11 protein-coding genes and 1 other RNA gene are annotated in these 18,575 nt (G+C 34.5%); 3 read left to right on the top strand and 9 right to left on the bottom strand.

The window, feature by feature from the left end:
- Positions 1-1,038: 1,038 nt before the first annotated feature.
- Positions 1,039-2,664: an ABC-F family ATP-binding cassette domain-containing protein gene (locus tag PQO00_RS18960; RefSeq protein WP_274186431.1), complete on the bottom strand. Its 1,626-nt coding sequence runs from the start codon at positions 2,662-2,664 to the stop codon at positions 1,039-1,041.
- Between the two features lie 493 nt (positions 2,665-3,157).
- Here PQO00_RS18960 and PQO00_RS18955 point away from each other — a divergent pair, with 493 nt between their 5' ends.
- Complete coding sequence (locus PQO00_RS18955; protein ID WP_274186430.1) at positions 3,158-4,579, top strand: hypothetical protein; 1,422 nt, start codon at positions 3,158-3,160, stop codon at positions 4,577-4,579.
- A gap of 9 nt (positions 4,580-4,588) precedes the next feature.
- Here the strand turns inward: PQO00_RS18955 and PQO00_RS18950 are convergent, their stop codons facing one another.
- The 3 genes from PQO00_RS18950 to ffs all read right to left on the bottom strand — a co-directional run bounded on the left by PQO00_RS18950 (position 4,589) and on the right by ffs (position 6,061).
- Positions 4,589-4,996: a hypothetical protein gene (locus tag PQO00_RS18950; RefSeq protein WP_274186429.1), complete on the bottom strand. Its 408-nt coding sequence runs from the start codon at positions 4,994-4,996 to the stop codon at positions 4,589-4,591.
- A 71-nt stretch (positions 4,997-5,067) separates the two neighbouring features.
- Positions 5,068-5,871: an SDR family oxidoreductase gene (locus PQO00_RS18945; protein WP_274186428.1), complete on the bottom strand. Its 804-nt coding sequence runs from the start codon at positions 5,869-5,871 to the stop codon at positions 5,068-5,070.
- A 91-nt stretch (positions 5,872-5,962) separates the two neighbouring features.
- An RNA gene (ffs, locus tag PQO00_RS18940) (signal recognition particle sRNA small type) lies at positions 5,963-6,061 on the bottom strand.
- 89 nt (positions 6,062-6,150) lie between these two features.
- On the opposite strand from ffs, the gene PQO00_RS18935 reads away from it, so the two are divergent.
- On the top strand, positions 6,151-7,185 hold the full coding sequence (locus tag PQO00_RS18935; RefSeq protein WP_274186427.1) for a glutaminyl-peptide cyclotransferase: 1,035 nt from the start codon (positions 6,151-6,153) through the stop codon (positions 7,183-7,185).
- A 773-nt stretch (positions 7,186-7,958) separates the two neighbouring features.
- Here PQO00_RS18935 and hutI read toward each other — a convergent pair.
- Genes hutI through hutH form a run of 3 tightly spaced genes read right to left on the bottom strand, consistent with a single transcriptional unit; the run spans position 7,959 to position 12,756 of the window.
- The gene (gene hutI / locus PQO00_RS18930) at positions 7,959-9,257 is read right to left on the bottom strand and encodes an imidazolonepropionase (RefSeq protein WP_274186426.1); all 1,299 of its coding nucleotides are present in this window, start codon (positions 9,255-9,257) and stop codon (positions 7,959-7,961) included.
- On the bottom strand, positions 9,257-11,254 hold the full coding sequence (locus PQO00_RS18925) for a urocanate hydratase (RefSeq protein ID WP_274186425.1): 1,998 nt from the start codon (positions 11,252-11,254) through the stop codon (positions 9,257-9,259). Before PQO00_RS18925 ends, hutI begins: the two co-directional genes overlap by 1 nt.
- A gap of 8 nt (positions 11,255-11,262) precedes the next feature.
- A complete protein-coding gene (gene hutH / locus PQO00_RS18920) occupies positions 11,263-12,756 on the bottom strand; it encodes a histidine ammonia-lyase (protein WP_274186424.1) in 1,494 nt (497 codons plus the stop codon).
- A 79-nt stretch (positions 12,757-12,835) separates the two neighbouring features.
- On the opposite strand from hutH, the gene PQO00_RS18915 reads away from it, so the two are divergent.
- Complete coding sequence (locus PQO00_RS18915; RefSeq protein WP_274186423.1) at positions 12,836-13,738, top strand: LysR family transcriptional regulator; 903 nt, start codon at positions 12,836-12,838, stop codon at positions 13,736-13,738.
- Between the two features lie 118 nt (positions 13,739-13,856).
- On the opposite strand, the gene PQO00_RS18910 is transcribed toward PQO00_RS18915, so the two are convergent.
- Both PQO00_RS18910 and PQO00_RS18905 read right to left on the bottom strand, forming a co-directional pair.
- Positions 13,857-16,688 carry a pitrilysin family protein gene (locus tag PQO00_RS18910; protein WP_274186422.1) on the bottom strand — a complete coding sequence of 944 codons (2,832 nt, stop codon included), beginning with the start codon at positions 16,686-16,688 and terminating at the stop codon, positions 13,857-13,859.
- Between the two features lie 873 nt (positions 16,689-17,561).
- Positions 17,562-18,533: a type IX secretion system membrane protein PorP/SprF gene (locus tag PQO00_RS18905; RefSeq protein WP_274186421.1), complete on the bottom strand. Its 972-nt coding sequence runs from the start codon at positions 18,531-18,533 to the stop codon at positions 17,562-17,564.
- Between the last annotated feature and the right edge of the window lie 42 nt (positions 18,534-18,575).

The raw sequence follows: 18,575 nt of genomic DNA, 5'->3' as shown, positions 1-18,575 counted from the left end.
TATTTATTCATCAATTCAAAGTTATTAACATTTTTATTAGCTATGAGTCTCCCCCTGCACCCCCTCTTTAATCATCATCATCATTATAGATATAATCTATTATACAAATCTAAAGGACTGCGCTCAATGTGACAAATAAAGAACAAATTTCCTTAACTTAATGACATTGAGCTTAGGCTATGCAAATAACATGCAGCTGGCTAAAACAAATAAGCTATGTCGTTTTCTGTTGCTCATTTTAATTCATAATTGGTATAATATAAAACAGTTCACAATAATTCATTTTTATATGATACTCATTGTACAACGCATTGTTAATGAGCTAGAAAATATTAACATAAATACCATTGTTAAAATACCTATTGGAAAGTGAAATGCCCCTTAAATAGTTTGAATTATAGTGAGCTTATATGAAATAGAAAACATGTGCTCAGCTTCCGGCCTGCCGACGAGGCAGGGACAGTGGGTATGAAAGCATGGCCTTAGTTCAATGTCATTAAGTTAAGGCCGTAATGTCAGTCTGAGCCTTTCGGCTTTTAGTTTATACTGAGCACTTCGGCTGCCGGACGGCTACGGTGTACCCACATCTTTTTTCAATATAAAGAACAAAAGCTTATTTCCCTTTTTACTTGCTTTTAGCTCACAGATATAATTTGATAAATAGGAGTTCGTGAATCTTCGATTTAGCTCACTGATCTTATTTGATAAATAGGTGTTCGTGAATCTTCGATTTAGCTCACTGATCTTATTTGATAAATAGGTGTTCGTGAATCTTCGATTTAGCTCACTGATCTTATTTGATAAATAGGAGTTCGTGAATCTTCGATTTAGCTCACTGATATAATTTGATAAATAGGTGTTCGTGAATCTTCGATTTAGCTCACTGATCTTATTTGATAAATAGGTGTTCGTGAATCTTCGATTTAGCTCACTGATCTTATTTGATAAATAGGTGTTCGTGAATCTTCGATTTCTTTGCTCGTCCAAAGAAAAATATCATTATGCATCATTACGGACATTCAGTAAATTATAACATTGCTAAACCGTAACCGCATACATTTTATTACGCAATTCCTTGATTTTAGGATCTTGCATATACTCATCGAACGTTGTGTATCTATCAATAACACCATTTGGTGTTAGTTCCACCACTCTATTAGCTACAGTTTGTGCAAATTCGTGATCATGTGTAGTAAACAAAATAGTGCCTTTAAAGTTCTTTAACGAATTATTGAAAGCTGTTATACTCTCTAAATCCAAATGATTTGTAGGTTCATCCAATTGAAGCACATTGGCTCTCGTCATCATCATTCTAGATAACATGCAACGCACTTTCTCACCCCCAGATAAAACAGAAGATTTTTTAAATGCTTCTTCGCCACTAAAAATCATTTTTCCTAAGAAGCCCCTAATATTAACTTCTTCCCTTTCTTCTTCTGTTTGCGCCCATTGGCGTAACCAATCAATTAAGCTTAAATCATTATTAAAAAACTCACTGTTATCTAATGGTAAATAAGATTGCGTCGTTGTAATCCCCCAATCAAATTTACCAGCATCCGCCTTTTCTTTATTATTTAATATTTGATAAAACGCTGTCGTAGCTCTAGAATCCCTAGAAAAAACAACTACCTTGTCCCCTTTAGCCAGATTTAAATCTATGCCTTTAAATAAGATTTCTCCATCCACAGACGCCGCTAAACCTTCAACATTTAAAATTTGATCTCCCGCTTCCCTATCACGTTCAAAAATAATAGCAGGATATCGGCGTGATGTTGGTTTTATGTCATTAATATTTAACTTATCGATCATCTTTTTTCTACTGGTAGCTTGCTTACTTTTTGCCACGTTGGCAGAAAAACGTCTGATAAATTCTTCTAATTCTTTTTTCTTTTCTTCAGCCTTTTTATTTTGTTGGGCGCGTTGACGAGCAGCTAATTGGGACGATTCATACCAAAAAGTATAGTTTCCCGAAAAATGATTTATTTTCCCAAAATCAATATCAGAGATATGCGTACATACAGCATCTAAGAAGTGACGGTCGTGCGATACAACGATAACACAATTATCATAATTTGCCAAGAAATTTTCGAGCCATGAAATGGTTTCATAATCCAAATCATTTGTTGGTTCATCCATAATCAAGACATCTGGATTACCAAATAATGCCTGTGCTAATAAAACACGTACTTTTTGTTTACCATCCAAATCGCTCATTAGGGTATAATGAAATTCTTCCTTAATACCTAAATTAGATAGCATAGCAGCCGCATCACTATCGGCATTCCATCCATTCATTTCTTCAAACTGCACCTGTAGTTCTCCAATTTTTTCAGCATTTTCATCAGAATAGTTTGCATAAAGTGCATCCATTTCAGATTTCACCTTAAACAAAGGTTTATTTCCCATTAAAACAGTCTCTAAAACAGTATGCGCATCGTACAAATTGTGATTTTGCTCTAATACAGACATGCGTTTTCCAGATTCTAAAGAAACATGACCGGATGTGGCTTCCTGCTTACCAGAAAGAATTTTTAAAAATGTAGATTTTCCAGAACCATTGGCACCAATAATCCCATAACAATTACCATTATTAAAGGTTGTATTTACTTCATCAAAAAGAATACGTTTTCCAAATTGAACTGAAAGATTTGATACTGATAGCATAAAAGTCGTTTTAATTTACTCAGATATTTCTATTTTATTAAATACTTACAAATTAATGCGGTTTACTCCTTGACATACCCCGTCGTTGTAAGTTTTTGCAAAAGTAGAAAATTCAAGTGGCACAAAGAAACTTAGATACGCTCTTTTTAAATAAATCATTATGAATTGGAAATATAATAGATTTAATCTCGAATGAAATTCAATTGTGAGCATGAACATTGGCTAGAAGCTAGAAGTCAGAAGATGGAAGAAAAACACGCCCTTTTTTGAAAACAACTTCGTGCTTCAAACTTCCACCTAAAAGAATAAAAAAAGCAATTGCAATAAATTGCAAGGTTTTAACCTTTAATACCATACCAATTTGATAATAAAAAAGTTTCATTTTTTCTAGCTATGGCAATATTTAACAACGCATTAACAGCAGTTTCTAAATACAACGCATATTTTTGTATAATAATCTGTATTATTTTAATACTATTTTAGAGGGATTTTTATGAAGTTATACTTTTCAATAATATTAACACTATTAACACTTTTAAGTTGTAAAGAGGGTAAAAGTGATATGGCTGTTAATGATGCATATATTGGTGGGGAAATTATTAACCCAGCCACTAATTATGTCGTATTATTAAAGGCCGAAGAGACCGTCGATACTATTAAACTTGACAGTAGAAACAGGTTTTTATATAAAATTCATGATCTAAAAGAAGGGTTATATTCATTTAGACATGGAGATGAATATCAAATGATATTATTAGAACCCCAAGACAGTCTTCTTTTTAGATTGAATACTTTGGAATTTGATGAATCGCTAGTTTTCACTGGTATAGGTTCTAAAAAAAATAATTATTTAATAAATGAATTTTTAGAAAACGAAATTGAGGAGAAACATATATTTAAGCTTTGCCAATTAACTCCTGCTGTTTATCAAAACCGGATAGATTCATTAAAAAAAACAAAGATTAAAAAATATGAGACTTTTATAGATAAACATGAGACGTCTCCTCTATTTAAAAAAATTGCGCAGGCAAATATTGATTATAACTATTATTCAAGCAAAGAAATATATCCGTTTGTACATTATGGAAAGGATAAAAATACTATCTTAAATTCACTCCCGGAAGATTTTTATGATTACAGAAAAAATATTAGTTATAATGATGACTTTTCTGTGCATTATTATAAGTACCATAGATTTTTAAAACACAATCTTAGTAATATTTCATTAAAAGAACACAGTGCTCATTCTGATGATAAAGACTTCAATATATATTCATTATGCTATAACTTAGATAGATTAAAGCTTATTGATAGTTTGGTAACGAATACTGCTGTTAAAGATAAATTACTTTATGATTTTACAATGAGTTATATATCGAAAAATAAAAATGTAGAGAATAACACTGTCGTTTTAAAATCTTATTTAAGTAAAACTAAAAGTGAAGAGGATAAAAACAAGATAACAAGCTACACAAACTCAATAAATAATTTAAAAGAAGGTTCTAATTTACCTAGTATTAAACTTATTGATTATGCTAATGTTGAATTTGATATCAATTCTATTATAAATACTACCACCGTTATCAGTTTTTGGTCTCATACGTTTCATAAACATTTTAAAGACAATCATAAAAAGATAAAAGAACTAAAGATAAAATACCCAGAAGTTGTATTCATTACTATTAATATAGATAACCACGAATTAGAAAAATCAAGACAATCATTAAAAAGAAATAAATATGTATTTAAAAACGAATATGTATTCAAAAATCCAAAAGAGGCCATTAAAACGCTTGCTATTCATCCAATGACCAAAGCTTTAATAATAGATAAAAACAAAAAAATAGTAAATAGTCATACCAATATTTTTTCCGTAAAATTTGAGAAGCAACTTTTAGATCTATTAAATAGATAAATTCTTTATCTATTTAATAGCTAGAACGTATGTTCTAGAGGCAGTATCGGTACATAAAGGCCCGTTATTTCCAAATTCATCATAGCGCGGTATGACCTCTAAGAATACTTTAATGGAAAATCGACCAGATTCTTCTGGAATCCCTTTAAACACGACTTCTCTATGTCTATTATAAAAAACATCTATGCCTTCTGGTAGTCTTCCAGAAACATCAAAATAATAATCATAATCATTATCGTGTACTTCATTCTTAATTTCTGCAGTAATATTTTCAGAATAATACTCATCAACATATCCAATCGCTAAGGTTTTTACATGTAATTCCGGTCTTACATTAATAATGCAATCTAATACATCATCACAACCACTAAAAGAAAAAAGAGAAATTAAAAGAATTATAAGTAAATATCGCCTCATCATTTTTAAGTTTAGAAACAATAATTATCAAATAATATGCCGAAAATGTTTTTAACATAGAAACTCAGGTTTTAAAGCTTATAATGGTTCATCAACAGCTTTTCATAAACCTTGTCCGGTAATATTCTTTTTAAAACAATAGAAAATTTTTGCATAAACTCCCCTACTTTATAATGCACCTTTGGGTGCCTTGTATTTATAATCTTATATATGGCTTGTGCCATTAAATTTGGATGACTCCCATTATCTACATGCGCATCCATTAAATTTAATGAATCCCCATATGGTTTCTTATAAGGGGACGTTTCAAGAAGTGGTGCATGATAACGACCAGCTGCAATATTTGTCGCAAAATCACCGGGCGCTACATTGGTCATTTTAATATTAAAATCTTTAAGCTCCATTCTAAAAGCTTCAGTTAAAAGCTCTAAAGCACCTTTACTTGCACTATAAATACCTCGATATGGTAATCCCATATAACCCGCAATAGACGTTATATTTATAATGAGCCCGGATTGTTGTGCGCGCATTTGTGGCAATACTGCTTTAATAACATTAATAGGACCAAAAAAATTGGTTTCAAAATTATTCTTAATTTCCGCTTCTGGTATTTCTTCAATGGGCCCAGTAATACCAGCTCCTGCATTATTTATAACAACATCCAGCCTGCGCTCTTTTTCTATAATGGTTTTTACCGTTTCTAGTATGGTCGCATGCTCTTTTACATCTAATGCCAAAATAGGGAACTTGCTATTTTCATATCTGTCCGGATGTCTACTGGTACCATAAACTATAAAGTTTTTTTGAATTAAATATTCTCCAATAGATTTTCCTATTCCTGATGAACCACCTGTAATTAAAACAACTTTAGACATATATTTTTAAATAATTGAAGTATCAAAAGTACAATTAAATTAAAAAATCTTGATGCGCCAAAGCTTTCAAGATTTAAATTTATTGTACAAAAAAAGGCAAGCTACCTACATCACACCGCTACGACCATTTACCTTTGCTTCGTTCCCGACCTGGAGGATTCAACAGGAGCTGGTTGTGTAGGACTTGCCGAGTGCAAAGATACAATCTTTTAAAATTTTCGCAATGATTTTTTAAACTGATTTTAAATAAATATCTTGCTTCAAATTTAAAAACAAACAATGAATACTTTTAAATATCTATTAATCATATTTTTAGGTGGATTAATTATTTCTTGCGGTTCTAACTCTGGTAAAAATAAGAGCGGCTTTTCTATTAAAACAAATGCCAATAAAGGCGATATTTCTATCAATGAGGCTTTGTTACTGTCTCTAGAAAACAAAAAAAAGCAGATTATAGATTCTGTATCCTATACTTTAGACGGTATTAGGGTTGGTGATAATATTCAACTCGCTAACTTCAAGTTAGGAAAACAAACTATTGAAGCGATGGTATACTTTAACAATGAAAAAGAAAAAGTTAGTACAACTGTTACTTTATTAAATGATACACCTCCAAAAGTTTATCACTATAAAATTAGAAATGAATACCCACACGACATCACATCGTATACCCAAGGGATTGAGTTTTTTAATGATACCCTGTATGAAAGTTCTGGTCAATATAAAAAATCCAAGCTTAGAAAAATTGATTATAAAACAGGAAAAATTATTAAAAGCATTGACCTAGCGGATGAATATTTTGGGGAAGGGCTTACTATTTTAAAGGATAAAATATATCAATTAACATGGAAAGAAAACATTGGTTTTGTTTATGATGTAAATTCTTTTGATAAAATAAGCAGTTTCAAATATGGAAATAGTAAGGAAGGCTGGGGATTATGCAGCAATGAAACTACTATTTATAAAAGTGATGGTACGGAAAAAATATGGCTTTTAAATCCAGAAACCTTAACAGAGGAATCATTTATCCAAGTATATACCAATAAAGGAAAAATTGTTGGCATCAATGAAATGGAATGGATAAATGGAAAAATATATACCAATCGCTATCAAAAAGATGGTGTGGCCATTATTAATCCTAAAAATGGTGCTGTTACTGGTGTTATTGATTTATCTCCCCTTAAAAAGCTTGTTACTCAACATGAAAAACTAAATGTTCTCAATGGCATCGCTTATAACCCAAAAACCAATACCATTTTTGTAACCGGTAAACATTGGGATAAATTATTTGAAATAGAAATTATTGAAAAGTGAACCTAGGTGTCATTCAGAAGCCTGCCTGTCGGCAGCTACGGTGTACCCACAAATAAATAAACAAAATAATTAACATGATCTTTTTGCCATTGCCGCAAAAAGACCCAAAAAGGTCTAGGCTTACCAGAATTCTGTAGAAAATGCTACGGAGGCCCCAGCCACAGATAAAAAGAACTAGCCATATGGTCTTTGTTTGTTTGCTAGCCCTTTTGTTTGCCATAGATACAGGGCCACCGATAACCCAATCTGGCTCAAACAGCTTTTTATCTCAAGACCTTTACGCTGACCCCTTGATTTTCAACAGAACCCTGGATAGGCCGCTGTGCCAGCCTCCGTGGCCATTCTTTTTTGGTACGGTCTGGTCTCTCTGCCTATTGCCGAGAAAAAGCCATTGGGCTGTCCCCGACCTTTCGGAAGGATAGAGCGCAAAAGCTTCGGAGCACAGGAGCATTGGCGGTGGGGCGACGCGAAGTTTTGGGCTCGGTTCTTCTCAAGCGAGAGCGTGAGAAGAAATCCCTCTCGAAAGGGCGTCTTTTCTTTTGTTACTTTTCTTTGGACGAGCAAAGAAAAAGTAAGTAAAAAAACTTTTAGCTTATATACCGAAAAAGATGTAGGTACACAGTAGCTGTCGGCAGACAGGGAGGTACGACAGTGTCATTCAGAAGCCTGCCTGTCGGCAGACAGGGAGGTACGACTGAAGAATCTAAATTCTTTTTTATCTACAAGTATAAAGCATAATCGTTAGCCATAGTGCCTTTAGCTTTTATTCACTGTTAATGTCCTTGAGATTCTTCGCTGCGCTCTGCTTGAGATTCTTCGCTGCGCTCTGAATGACATATAATTTCCTGACCTTTTAGATACACTTTCTCAATCTGGTTCGTCCCAAATGAATACGGAATAAATCCATAAGAATTAATTTGTTTAGTAAGGATTAGATTAGCCTGCTTACCTATAGTTATAGAGCCCACTTGATCCTCTAGTCCCATTGCATAAGCACCATTTACAGTCGCAGCATTAATAGCTTCTTCTGGAGTCATTTTCATTTTTATACAAGCCGTTGATATTACAAAATTCATATTTCCAGAGGGCGTAGAACCTGGGTTGTAATCGGTTGCTAATGCCAAGGGCAATCCCGCATGAATCATCTCACGAGCTGGCGTATACGGAATACTTAAAAAATATGAGCAGCTTGGTAGCGCCACAGGCATGGTATTGGTGTTCTTAAGGGCTTTAATATCTTCGTCGCGCATGACTTCTAAGTGATCTACAGACAAAGCCTGATACTTTACCCCAACTTGAACGCCTCCTATAGCCGTAAATTGATTGACATGAATTTTGGGTATTAACCCATATTTTTTACCAGCTTCAAGAATCAGTGCAGTGTCTTCTACAGAAAAATAACCTGTTTCACAAAAAATATCGATGTATTCTGCTAAGTTTTCTTCTGCAATTTTGGGAAGTGCTTCATCAATTAATAGCCTTAAATACCCTTCTTTATTTTCTTTATACTCTAAAGGGAGGGCATGTGCTCCTAAAAAAGTCGCTTTAACAGCTAAGGGATAGGTCTCTTTTAAACGTTTAATAACACGTAACATCTTTAACTCGGCATCTACCGTTAAACCATAACCAGATTTAATTTCAATGGCTCCTGTCCCTAACTGAATAACGGCTTCCAAACGCTGCCTGCTTTGCTGATATAATGCGTCTTCTGAAGTTTCCTGTAACTTTTTAGCTGAATTTAAAATGCCGCCACCGTTAGCTGCAATGGCTTCATAAGACAGGCCTTTTATGCGATCTACAAACTCGTCCTCTCGATTACCAGCATAGACTATATGTGTATGGGAATCGCACCAGGATGGCAGTACCATTCTTCCAGTTGCATCAATAACTTCCGAAAAACCTGTTTTAGGGCAATCCTCCATGTTTCCAAAATCGGAAATCAATCCGTTATCGACCACTAAAAAAGCATTTTTTATGGTTGGCAACTCACTCATTGCCTTTCCTGAAACAAATGATATGGGTTCTCTACGAACTTGAATGAGTTCTTTTATATTTTTGAATAAGGTAGCCATTAAAATAAATTGTTGAGTATGTTATCTTCCACTAAATTAGGAATCGTCACTTTTAAATGAGGTGTTCTTGCCATTTCACGTTTTATGGCAAAGATAGCTTCTTTATTTCGAGCCCAGCTTCTACGGGCAATGCCATTGTTTACATCGTAAAACAGCATGCTCTTTAAACGAGCCCCTGCTTCTGGCGTGCCATCCAATAGCATACCAAAACCACCGTTTATCACTTCTCCCCAACCAACACCTCCTCCATTATGGATAGATACCCATGTAGCACCTCTAAAACTATCACCAATAACATTGTGAATAGCCATATCTGCGGTAAACTTACTGCCATCATAAATATTGGAGGTTTCCCTAAAAGGTGAATCCGTACCGCTTACGTCATGATGGTCCCTTCCTAAAACTACAGGCCCTATTTTTCTAGCTGCAATGGCATTATTAAATGCTTCAGCAATCTTAGAACGTCCTTCAGCATCTGCATATAATATACGCGCTTGAGACCCTACGACCATGTTATTTTTTTTGGCATTTTTAATCCAGGTTATATTGTCTTGCATTTGCAACTGGATTTCTTCAGGTGCCTTTTCCATGATTTCTTGTAAAACGGTAGTAGCCATGTTATCTGTCTTATCCAAATCTTCAGGTTTTCCAGAAGTACAAACCCAACGGAAAGGACCAAAACCATAATCAAAGCACATGGGGCCCAAAATATCCTGTACATACGATGGGTATTTAAAATCAATCCCATTTTCTGCCATCACATCTGCTCCTGCTCTGGACGACTCCAATAAAAAGGCATTACCATAATCGAAAAAATAAGTCCCTTTTTTAGTGTGGTTATTAATAGCTGTGGCATGTCTACGCAATGATTCCTGTACTTTTTCCTTAAATATTTCTGGTGCTTCTCGAATGAGTCGGTTGGATTCTTCATACGAAATACCAACAGGATAATAGCCCCCGGTCCATGGAATATGCAATGAGGTCTGGTCTGAACCTACGTGAACAAAAATATTATTTTCATCAAACCGTTCCCATACCTCGACAACATTTCCAATAAACGCTATAGAGACGACCTCCTCATTTGCTTGTGCTTGCTTAACCCTAATAATCAGGTCATCCATAGTATCAATCAATACATCCACCCAACCTTGCTCATAACGTTTGGCGGCTGCTTTTGGATTCACTTCTGCGCAAACAGTGATACAACCTGCTATATTACCAGCTTTGGGCTGTGCACCGCTCATCCCTCCTAGTCCCGCTGTTAAAAATATTTTTCCTTTAGAATCTGCTCCTTTTGGTAAAATTTTACGAAAAGCATTCATAACCGTAATCGTGGTTCCGTGTACAATGCCCTGTGGCCCTATATACATAAACGAACCTGCTGTCATCTGTCCATATTGGGTCACTCCCAAGGCATTAAATTTTTCCCAATCATCTGGTTGCGAATAATTAGGGATCATCATGCCATTGGTTACAATAACTCTTGGTGCATTTTTAGACGAAGGAAATAAACCCATGGGATGCCCCGAATATATATGTAAGGTTTGTTCATCTGTCATGGTCGCCAAATATTGCATCACCAAAAGATACTGCGCCCAATTCTGGAATACGGCACCATTGCCCCCATAGGTTATTAACTCCTCTGGATGCTGTGCAACGGCAGGGTTTAGATTATTTTGAATCATGAGCATAATAGCCGCAGCTTGCGAAGATTTAGCAGGGTATTGAGAAATGGGTCTTGCATATATCTTATAATCCGGTTTGAATCTATACATATAAATCCTACCATATGCTTTCAATTCCTCTGCAAATTCAATAGCCAGTTCCCGATGCCAATCTTTTGGAAAATAACGCAAGGCATTTTTAATAGCTAATTGTTTTTCCTCTAGGGATAAAATATCCTTTCGTTTTGGAGCTCTATTTATGTCCAATGGATATCCCCTTTTGGTTGGTAAGACATTAGGGATTCCCTGTAATATTTGATCTTGAAACGTCATGTCTATGTTTACTTTAAAATGAAAACTTGTGCTTTAACTAATTGAATCATCATATTGATATCATTTTTTAAAATTCTATCATCCTCTAATTTTGGAACTTTTCCTCTAATGATCCTGAAATTTTCTTCAATAATATCCGAAAAAGTGTTGGGTCTTCTAAATTCTAAAGCTTGTGCCCCATACATAAGTTCTATGGCCAGTATTTTATCGATGTTTCCTAATATCTGATTGAATTTACGACCTGAAATACTTCCCATAGACACATGGTCCTCTTGTCCTAAAGATGTTGGAACGCTATCTGCCGATGGTGGAAAACATAATGATTTATTTTCTGTCACCAAAGCTGCTGTGGTGTATTGCGGGATCATAAAACCAGAATTTAACCCGCCACCACTCGTTAATAATCGTGGCAGTCCAAACTTCCCCTCTAATAATAAGTAGCATCTTCTATCTGAAATATTTCCTAATTCTGATGCTGCAATAGAAGCATAATCCAATGCCATGGCCAAAGGTTGTCCGTGAAAGTTTCCTCCGGAAATGGCTTCGGTATCGCTTAAGACAATGGGGTTATCTGTCACAGAGTTCATTTCTATTTCCGTCAATTCCTTTAAATGATAATAAGCATTTCTGGACGCGCCATGAACTTGAGGGATACAGCGCATGGAATAAGGGTCTTGAACACGCTCACAATTTTCGTGAGCGTTTAGGTTTTGTGACTTATAAAGTAGCATAGACATTCTTTTGGCTACTTTCATGGTGCCTTTAAAAGGTCTTATTTTATGTAACTCGGCTCTAAATGGCGAAGCACTTCCCTGGTACCCTTCAATGCTCATCGCACCAGAAACATCCGCCAAATCCAATAAATAACCCATTTTATTTAAGCCCATAATAGCATGCGCCAAAATAAACTGTGTTCCATTTATTAAACCCAGACCTTCTTTAGCCTGTAACGTTAAAGGAGTTAATTGGTGTTTTTCCAACCCGATTTTTGCAGGCTCTATTTTATTATCGATCCAAAATTCCCCTTCTCCCATTAAAGGTAAAAATAAATGTGACAATGGTGCCAAATCCCCTGATGCTCCAACAGAGCCTTGTTCTGGGACTACGGGCAGTAAATCATGGTCAATAAAATATAAAATCCTTTCAATTAATTCCAATCGGACGCCAGAATACCCTTGGCATAAAGCATGAACCTTACAGATCATCATGATCTTGGACAATTCCTTGTCTATAGGGTTTCCTACGCCAACAGCATGTGTAATTAAAAGGTTTTCCTGTAATTTATTGGTCTCTTCCACTGTAATCTGAACATCGCATAATGGCCCAAACCCCGTATTAATACCATATACTGCTTTATCCCCGGCTGCCATGGTCTCAACCTTCTTTCTACAAGCTACCACTTGGTCTTTTGCTTCATCAGTAATAACCGCGTCTAATGTGCCTTTAGAAATGGCCAACACCTTATCGACTGTTAAATGATCTATACCGTATTTAAATGTCATGCTTTAATAATTGGTGAATCACAAAGTTATTTTTATTTTTGATAACCAACAATATCATCTAAGCAACAAAATAATAACTATGAGTTATCAAATTGAGTTAAGACATATAAAATATTTTTTAGCGGTTGCTAAGGATTTACATTTTAGAAAAGCTGCAGAACGGCTATTTATTTCCCAGCCAGGTTTGAGCAGGCAAATTAAACAGATGGAAGATGATCTGGGGGTGCTTTTATTTGAAAGACATAATAGAAAGGTCATACTAACCAAGGCCGGTGAATACCTTAAAGAGGAATTGGCCTTAAATGTAAAAAACCTGGAACATACTTTTTATCATGCAAAATTATTGAACGATGGTAAAAAGGGCGATTTAAAATTTGGGTATGTTGGCTCTGCTATGCAGGAAATAATTCCAAATTTATTAGTAGCTTTTAAGAAAGAACATCCTCATGTACTTTTCAACTTAAAGGAAATGGATAATCATAAACAAATAGAGGAGTTACTTTCGTACCATATAGATTTAGGCTTTGTACGCTTGGACCGCGTACCAAAGGAATTAGGAATTAAGCCTATTTTAAAAGAAAATTTTTGTTTGGTATTACCGCATAGCCATACTCTAAATAAAGAGAACTTTAAAGGTTTGTATCAATTAAAGGAGGAATCATTTATTTTATTTGACCCTAAATACAGCGCTACCTATTATGAAAAAGTGATGCAAATTTTCGATGATAGTGGCTTTTCCCCTATCGTTTCCCATAATACCATTCATGCAGGCTCTATATATAAACTTGTGGAGAATAATTTTGGAGTGTCTATCGTTCCTAAATCACTAATAGACCGCAATAACAAAAAAGTAAAATGCATTGAATTGTCTAAAATAAAACAAAAAACCACACTTTCAATGGTCTGGAACAAACATAATAGAAACCCTATTATGGATACGGTTTTTGGTTTTATTAAGGGGCTGCCAGGGAAAGAATTCTAGTTATAAAAGCTCTTATGTGATTTCCCCTTTCGTTGAAATTAACGAGGTATGAGGGGGAAATCCCGTCCTTCTGATGATTTCTCGTCGCTCATACCTCGTCACTATCTGGTATAATATTTTAAACTTTAGGTTTGAATACTATTTCATATGATTTTGCATCTTTTAAAAGTGTTTTAGCAAAATTCTGAATATCCTTGGTTGTAATATTATTAATAATATCCTCAAAATTCTTTGAATCGTTCATATTATAACCTTCACGATAAAAACGTGTTAACAAACTCATATCGTAACTGTTATAATCTTTTTGCTGTTTTCTTTCTTTTAAATAATTTGTAAGCGTTTTATCTAAATCTTCTTGAATAATATCGCCTTGTGCTATTTTGTTTATTTCTTCGTGCACGATGCCTATTAAAGTTTCGACCTTTTCCGGGTTACAATCAAAATTTACAGAAATAGACGCTTTTTGCAATGGTCGTTTAGATAAACCAGCATTGACACCAGCTCCATAGGTTCCACCTTCTTCTTCTCTTAACGTTTCTGTATATCTTAAATCCAACATATCCCCTAATGCACGAGCTAACATGGCATTTTTTAAACTATATTCGTAGTCATTTTTATATAAAATCCTTACGGAACTTTTTGGGTCTTCCATTTTTAGATAGATGTCCTTATCTATTTTTTCGCTCAACCAAGGGCTCTCATTATTTTTCCAATCTTCTTTTATATCGTTGGTAGGTATACTTGCTATATATTTTTCCAATAAAGGCTTTAGAGACTTTTTTTGAATATCTCCTACAATAAAAAACTCGAAATCTGCAGCATTACCAAACCTGTCATTATAGATAGCTTTTATTTTTTCAAAGGAAATATCTTTAATAAAATCGTCATTAAATAGGCGCTGTTTTGGGTGATCGTTTCCATATAGTGCAACCGTCATACTGTCTTTCATTTTCTCGCCTATATTTTCCTTTCTTCTTATTTTGTAATTTTCTACATTCTGCATGATAACATTAAATCCGTTCTCATCAAAACGAGGCTTTACGAAACGAAGATATACCATCTGTAACATGGTTTCTACATCTTTAGTTACGGACGACCCTGAAATGCTTTCTGATAAGCCGGAAACATCAATTGATGCACTTGCAGCTTTGCCCGCCAGCACTTTTGGTAAATCCGTGGCAGAATAATCTCCCAATCCGGAATATTGTACCACATTGCCCAATAAATTCGCTGAGGGTAAGTCTGTATCTTTTAATAATGAGGTGCCCCCTTTACTTATCGCTCTTAATTTTACATCGTTTGCATTCTTATTGGCATATTTGTAATGTACTTTAATGTCATTACCCAAGGTAAATGTTGTGGAACCTAAAGTTTTATTTTCTTCTTCTGATATAATAGCACCTTTTTTAATTGTTATACCAGATATTAGTGTTTTCCCACCAAATTCATCTGTATAAGCTTCTATAGAGGTGTCATTTTCTACTTTATCAATGATGTTTAATGCCTCTTCTTTGGTCAAATTATGGTTACCTTTTACACCCGTCACCGTTAAAAATCTGTTTTTGTCTGTATATAATTTTTTAAGGGCTGTGTGAATTTCATCCAATTTCAATGTGCTAAAAATTCCTTTTACAATCTCGAACTCTTTTTCAATATCTGTAATAGCCGCATTATTTAAATAATCTCCTTGTATTAGCTTAACGATACGTGCATGGGACATATCGTCCTTTTTACTAATCTGGTTTTCGTAATAACTTGTAAAATCCGTAATAACCCGTTCTACCTCTGCTTTGGCAAATCCAAATTTGACTGCCCTATTAACTTCTGTTAAAACAGACTCAAATGCTTCATGCTGTTTATTTGGCTTTGGGTATATTGAAACATTAAAAGCTTTTGTTGTTCTGGAATGGTCTCCATAACCTAAACGCGCGCCCAAAAAAGTAGCTTCTGGTTTTCTGGAAAGCTCAGTAATTCTTGCAGATAGCATACTTGTTATCATACTATTTAATAAAGACTCTTTTAAGCTTGCAACGGTTTCTTCTTTTAAAGGCTTAGGGTGTCTTATGCCAAAACTTATAGTAGATGTCGAAATTTCTTCGTCCATAGCCATAGAATATAGCATCGTGTCATTATCTGGAATATTAACAACAAAACGCTCTTTAGGATTATTTATAGCTGGAATCCTTGAAAATAGTGCCTTGATTTTTTCTTCAACCTGATCAACATCTATATCTCCTATAACGGCTATAGCTTGCAAATCGGTTCTATACCAATCGTGATAAAAATCGCGTAAGGCTTTGTATTCAAAATTATCAACAACATCCATGAGTCCTATTGGCATACGCTGTGCATACTTAGAATTATTAAACACAGTACCTATATTTTTCTGAAAAACCCGCATATTACCATTCTGGCGTGTACGCCATTCTTCTTTAATAACCCCTCTTTCTGCATCGATTTCCTCATCTGTAAGCAATAAATAGTTTGACCAATCGTGTAATACCAATAAGCCCGTATCTATTAGTTCTGGAGTTGTAGGGATATTATTTATATTATAAACCGTTTCATCAAAAGATGTATAGGCATTAATATCTTTTCCAAAAACCAACCCGTGTTTTTGCATGGTATTTAAAATGCCCTTCCCTTCAAAGTTTTTGGTTCCATTAAATGCCATGTGCTCTAAAAAATGGGCTAAGCCTTGTTGGTTATCATTTTCTAAAACAGAACCTACATTTTGGATTATATAATAACTGGCTACATTTTTAGTAACATCGGTACTTTTTAGATAATAGGTTAAACCATTTGGGAGCACCCCTTTTTTTATACTTTGGTCTATGGGTAGCAGACTGCTTAGTTCCATGTTTTTAACCGCCTTTTGTGCAAGTAAATTATTTGTCGCGCTTACTATAAATAGTAAAAAAGCAATTGCTTTAACTTGTTGTTTAATCATCAGTGTTTGTTTTTGTTTATATTAATAAGACGCTTCTCAACTTTTTTTTCCCTATTAATGAAATGTTAAATTTTAAAGCTTTCGAAAAGCAGTATTTAAAATTATAGCTAAATCAATATAAAATAACATGAACCTTCAGAGTAAAAAACCGAATTTCTTCGTTAAAAACACTCGCCGTAACTAGGTTATGCCTGTGTTTTTTGCCTTGAACTTCAATTTTTTATTTCCAAATATTCTATGCTGTTTTATATCGACTTAACTATAACATAACAACAAATAAAATTTGTAATGGGTGGTTTAGGAAGGGCGTAAATTGCCACGAAACAAGTTTATGGGGTATTTGTAGCGTGCGTTTCTGCTCTTGTTAAAAGATTATGACACTTTGATTGCGTTCAGTACAAGCTAATCGTATCTCCCTGTCTGCCGACCTCACAATGAACTATCATTATTTGATTTTAAGTTGAAATAAACTATGGACAGATCCTCACACTTCTGCGCTCAGTGCAGGCAGTCACGCTTGGGCACTCCTCAGAATGACACTACCTCTGTACAATACAAAGCCGCCATGTCATTCAGAAGGAGGCACGACTGAAGAATCTAGGCTTGTTTGTTAATGACCATGAGATTCTTCGCTAGGCTCTGAATGACATGGTCCTTTTCAACTTAAATTAAGAGATTGTTATGGTCGTGCCTGCCTCACAATGAGGTATCCTTAAAATTTAGATTAAAGATTTTTCCATCGCCCTGGAACGCCCAAGCATGACTGTTTGCTGAGTAAAAAGGGAAAAAACAATTATTCTTGATCAAGAGAATAATTATACATCCCAAAAAAATATAGCGCACTATTTTATTGAAAAATAAAGGAAGATTTAATTAATGTACCGGGCTTTGTGTACATGGACAGTTACTAATACCACGTAAAAAGTCCAATCCTATGGTAACCATATGAGTACCTGAGTTAAAACTGGACAGATTATTGGTTGTAATTTGATAAGCATACCCTAAGTAAAAAATAGACTTCTTAAAACCAACCATGGGACCAATGTTTAAAGGTTTAAAAAATTGATCGTTAAGAAAACGATATGAGATTCCGGCCCAATAATAATCTTCGTTCCTACTAAACTTTCTAAATTTAAAATTTAAATCCGTACTTGATCTTTTATCACTACTAAATAATTGATAATAGACCGATGGCTCAAATTCCAAACCACTCTTTTTAGGACCTCTAAATGTATATCCAGAGTATATTTGATAATTTAAGAGCAAGTTAGGCTCTAAAGTCCTAATGGCTTCATCAATATCCTTACCTAGAATATTATTAGCATTAAAACTCATAAAAAAGCCTTTAAACCTATACAATGCACTAACATCAAAGTTATTATTTGTAGTAGATCTATCATCTGTTGGTATCACAGGGAAAGGGTCTTGAGAAGAAGCTTCAAATTTATCAATATCAATTCTAAAACTATTAAGATTATAAGAAATACCAAATGATAAATACATTTTGGCATAATAATCTAAAATAAGATGATGTGCAAAAGAAAATTTGGCGCCTTTTTGAATGGTAAGCCCATTGCTATCGTTATAAAAAGATACGCCAATACCAGAGCGGTCTGCAATTCTAAAATCGGCATAAATAGATTGGTTCTGTGGGGCATCTTTTATACCTACCCATTGTGTTAACCCATTGGCCCTGACCTTTAGATTATCTCCAATTCCAGCATACGCCGGTGAGACCACAAAATTATTTTCTGCCAAATATTGTGTAAAAACAGGCAAATTTAACTCTTGGCTATAGCTGTTAACTATAACCAAGAGAAATAAATATAGAGAGAGTCTTTGCATTTGAATCCTTTTAATTTTTAAAATTATATTGCCTTATTTGCA

It is taken from the genome of Flavivirga sp. 57AJ16 (genome assembly GCF_028736925.1).
GTDB lineage: Bacteria > Bacteroidota > Bacteroidia > Flavobacteriales > Flavobacteriaceae > Flavivirga.
The sequence above is the reverse complement of the archived record's forward strand: the minus strand, read 5'-3'. Positions and strand labels throughout refer to the sequence as shown.

Coding starts and splice junctions, on each gene's coding strand:
- PQO00_RS18960 (WP_274186431.1), bottom strand. CDS start 2,664: ATGCTATCAGTATCAAATCTTTCAGTTCAATTTGGAAAACGTATTCTT.
- PQO00_RS18910 (WP_274186422.1), bottom strand. CDS start 16,688: ATGATTAAACAACAAGTTAAAGCAATTGCTTTTTTACTATTTATAGTA.
- PQO00_RS18945 (WP_274186428.1), bottom strand. CDS start 5,871: ATGTCTAAAGTTGTTTTAATTACAGGTGGTTCATCAGGAATAGGAAAA.
- PQO00_RS18935 (WP_274186427.1), top strand. CDS start 6,151: ATGAATACTTTTAAATATCTATTAATCATATTTTTAGGTGGATTAATT.
- hutH (WP_274186424.1), bottom strand. CDS start 12,756: ATGACATTTAAATACGGTATAGATCATTTAACAGTCGATAAGGTGTTG.
- PQO00_RS18925 (WP_274186425.1), bottom strand. CDS start 11,254: ATGACGTTTCAAGATCAAATATTACAGGGAATCCCTAATGTCTTACCA.
- hutI (WP_274186426.1), bottom strand. CDS start 9,257: ATGGCTACCTTATTCAAAAATATAAAAGAACTCATTCAAGTTCGTAGA.
- PQO00_RS18955 (WP_274186430.1), top strand. CDS start 3,158: ATGAAGTTATACTTTTCAATAATATTAACACTATTAACACTTTTAAGT.
- PQO00_RS18950 (WP_274186429.1), bottom strand. CDS start 4,996: ATGAGGCGATATTTACTTATAATTCTTTTAATTTCTCTTTTTTCTTTT.
- PQO00_RS18915 (WP_274186423.1), top strand. CDS start 12,836: ATGAGTTATCAAATTGAGTTAAGACATATAAAATATTTTTTAGCGGTT.
- PQO00_RS18905 (WP_274186421.1), bottom strand. CDS start 18,533: ATGCAAAGACTCTCTCTATATTTATTTCTCTTGGTTATAGTTAACAGC.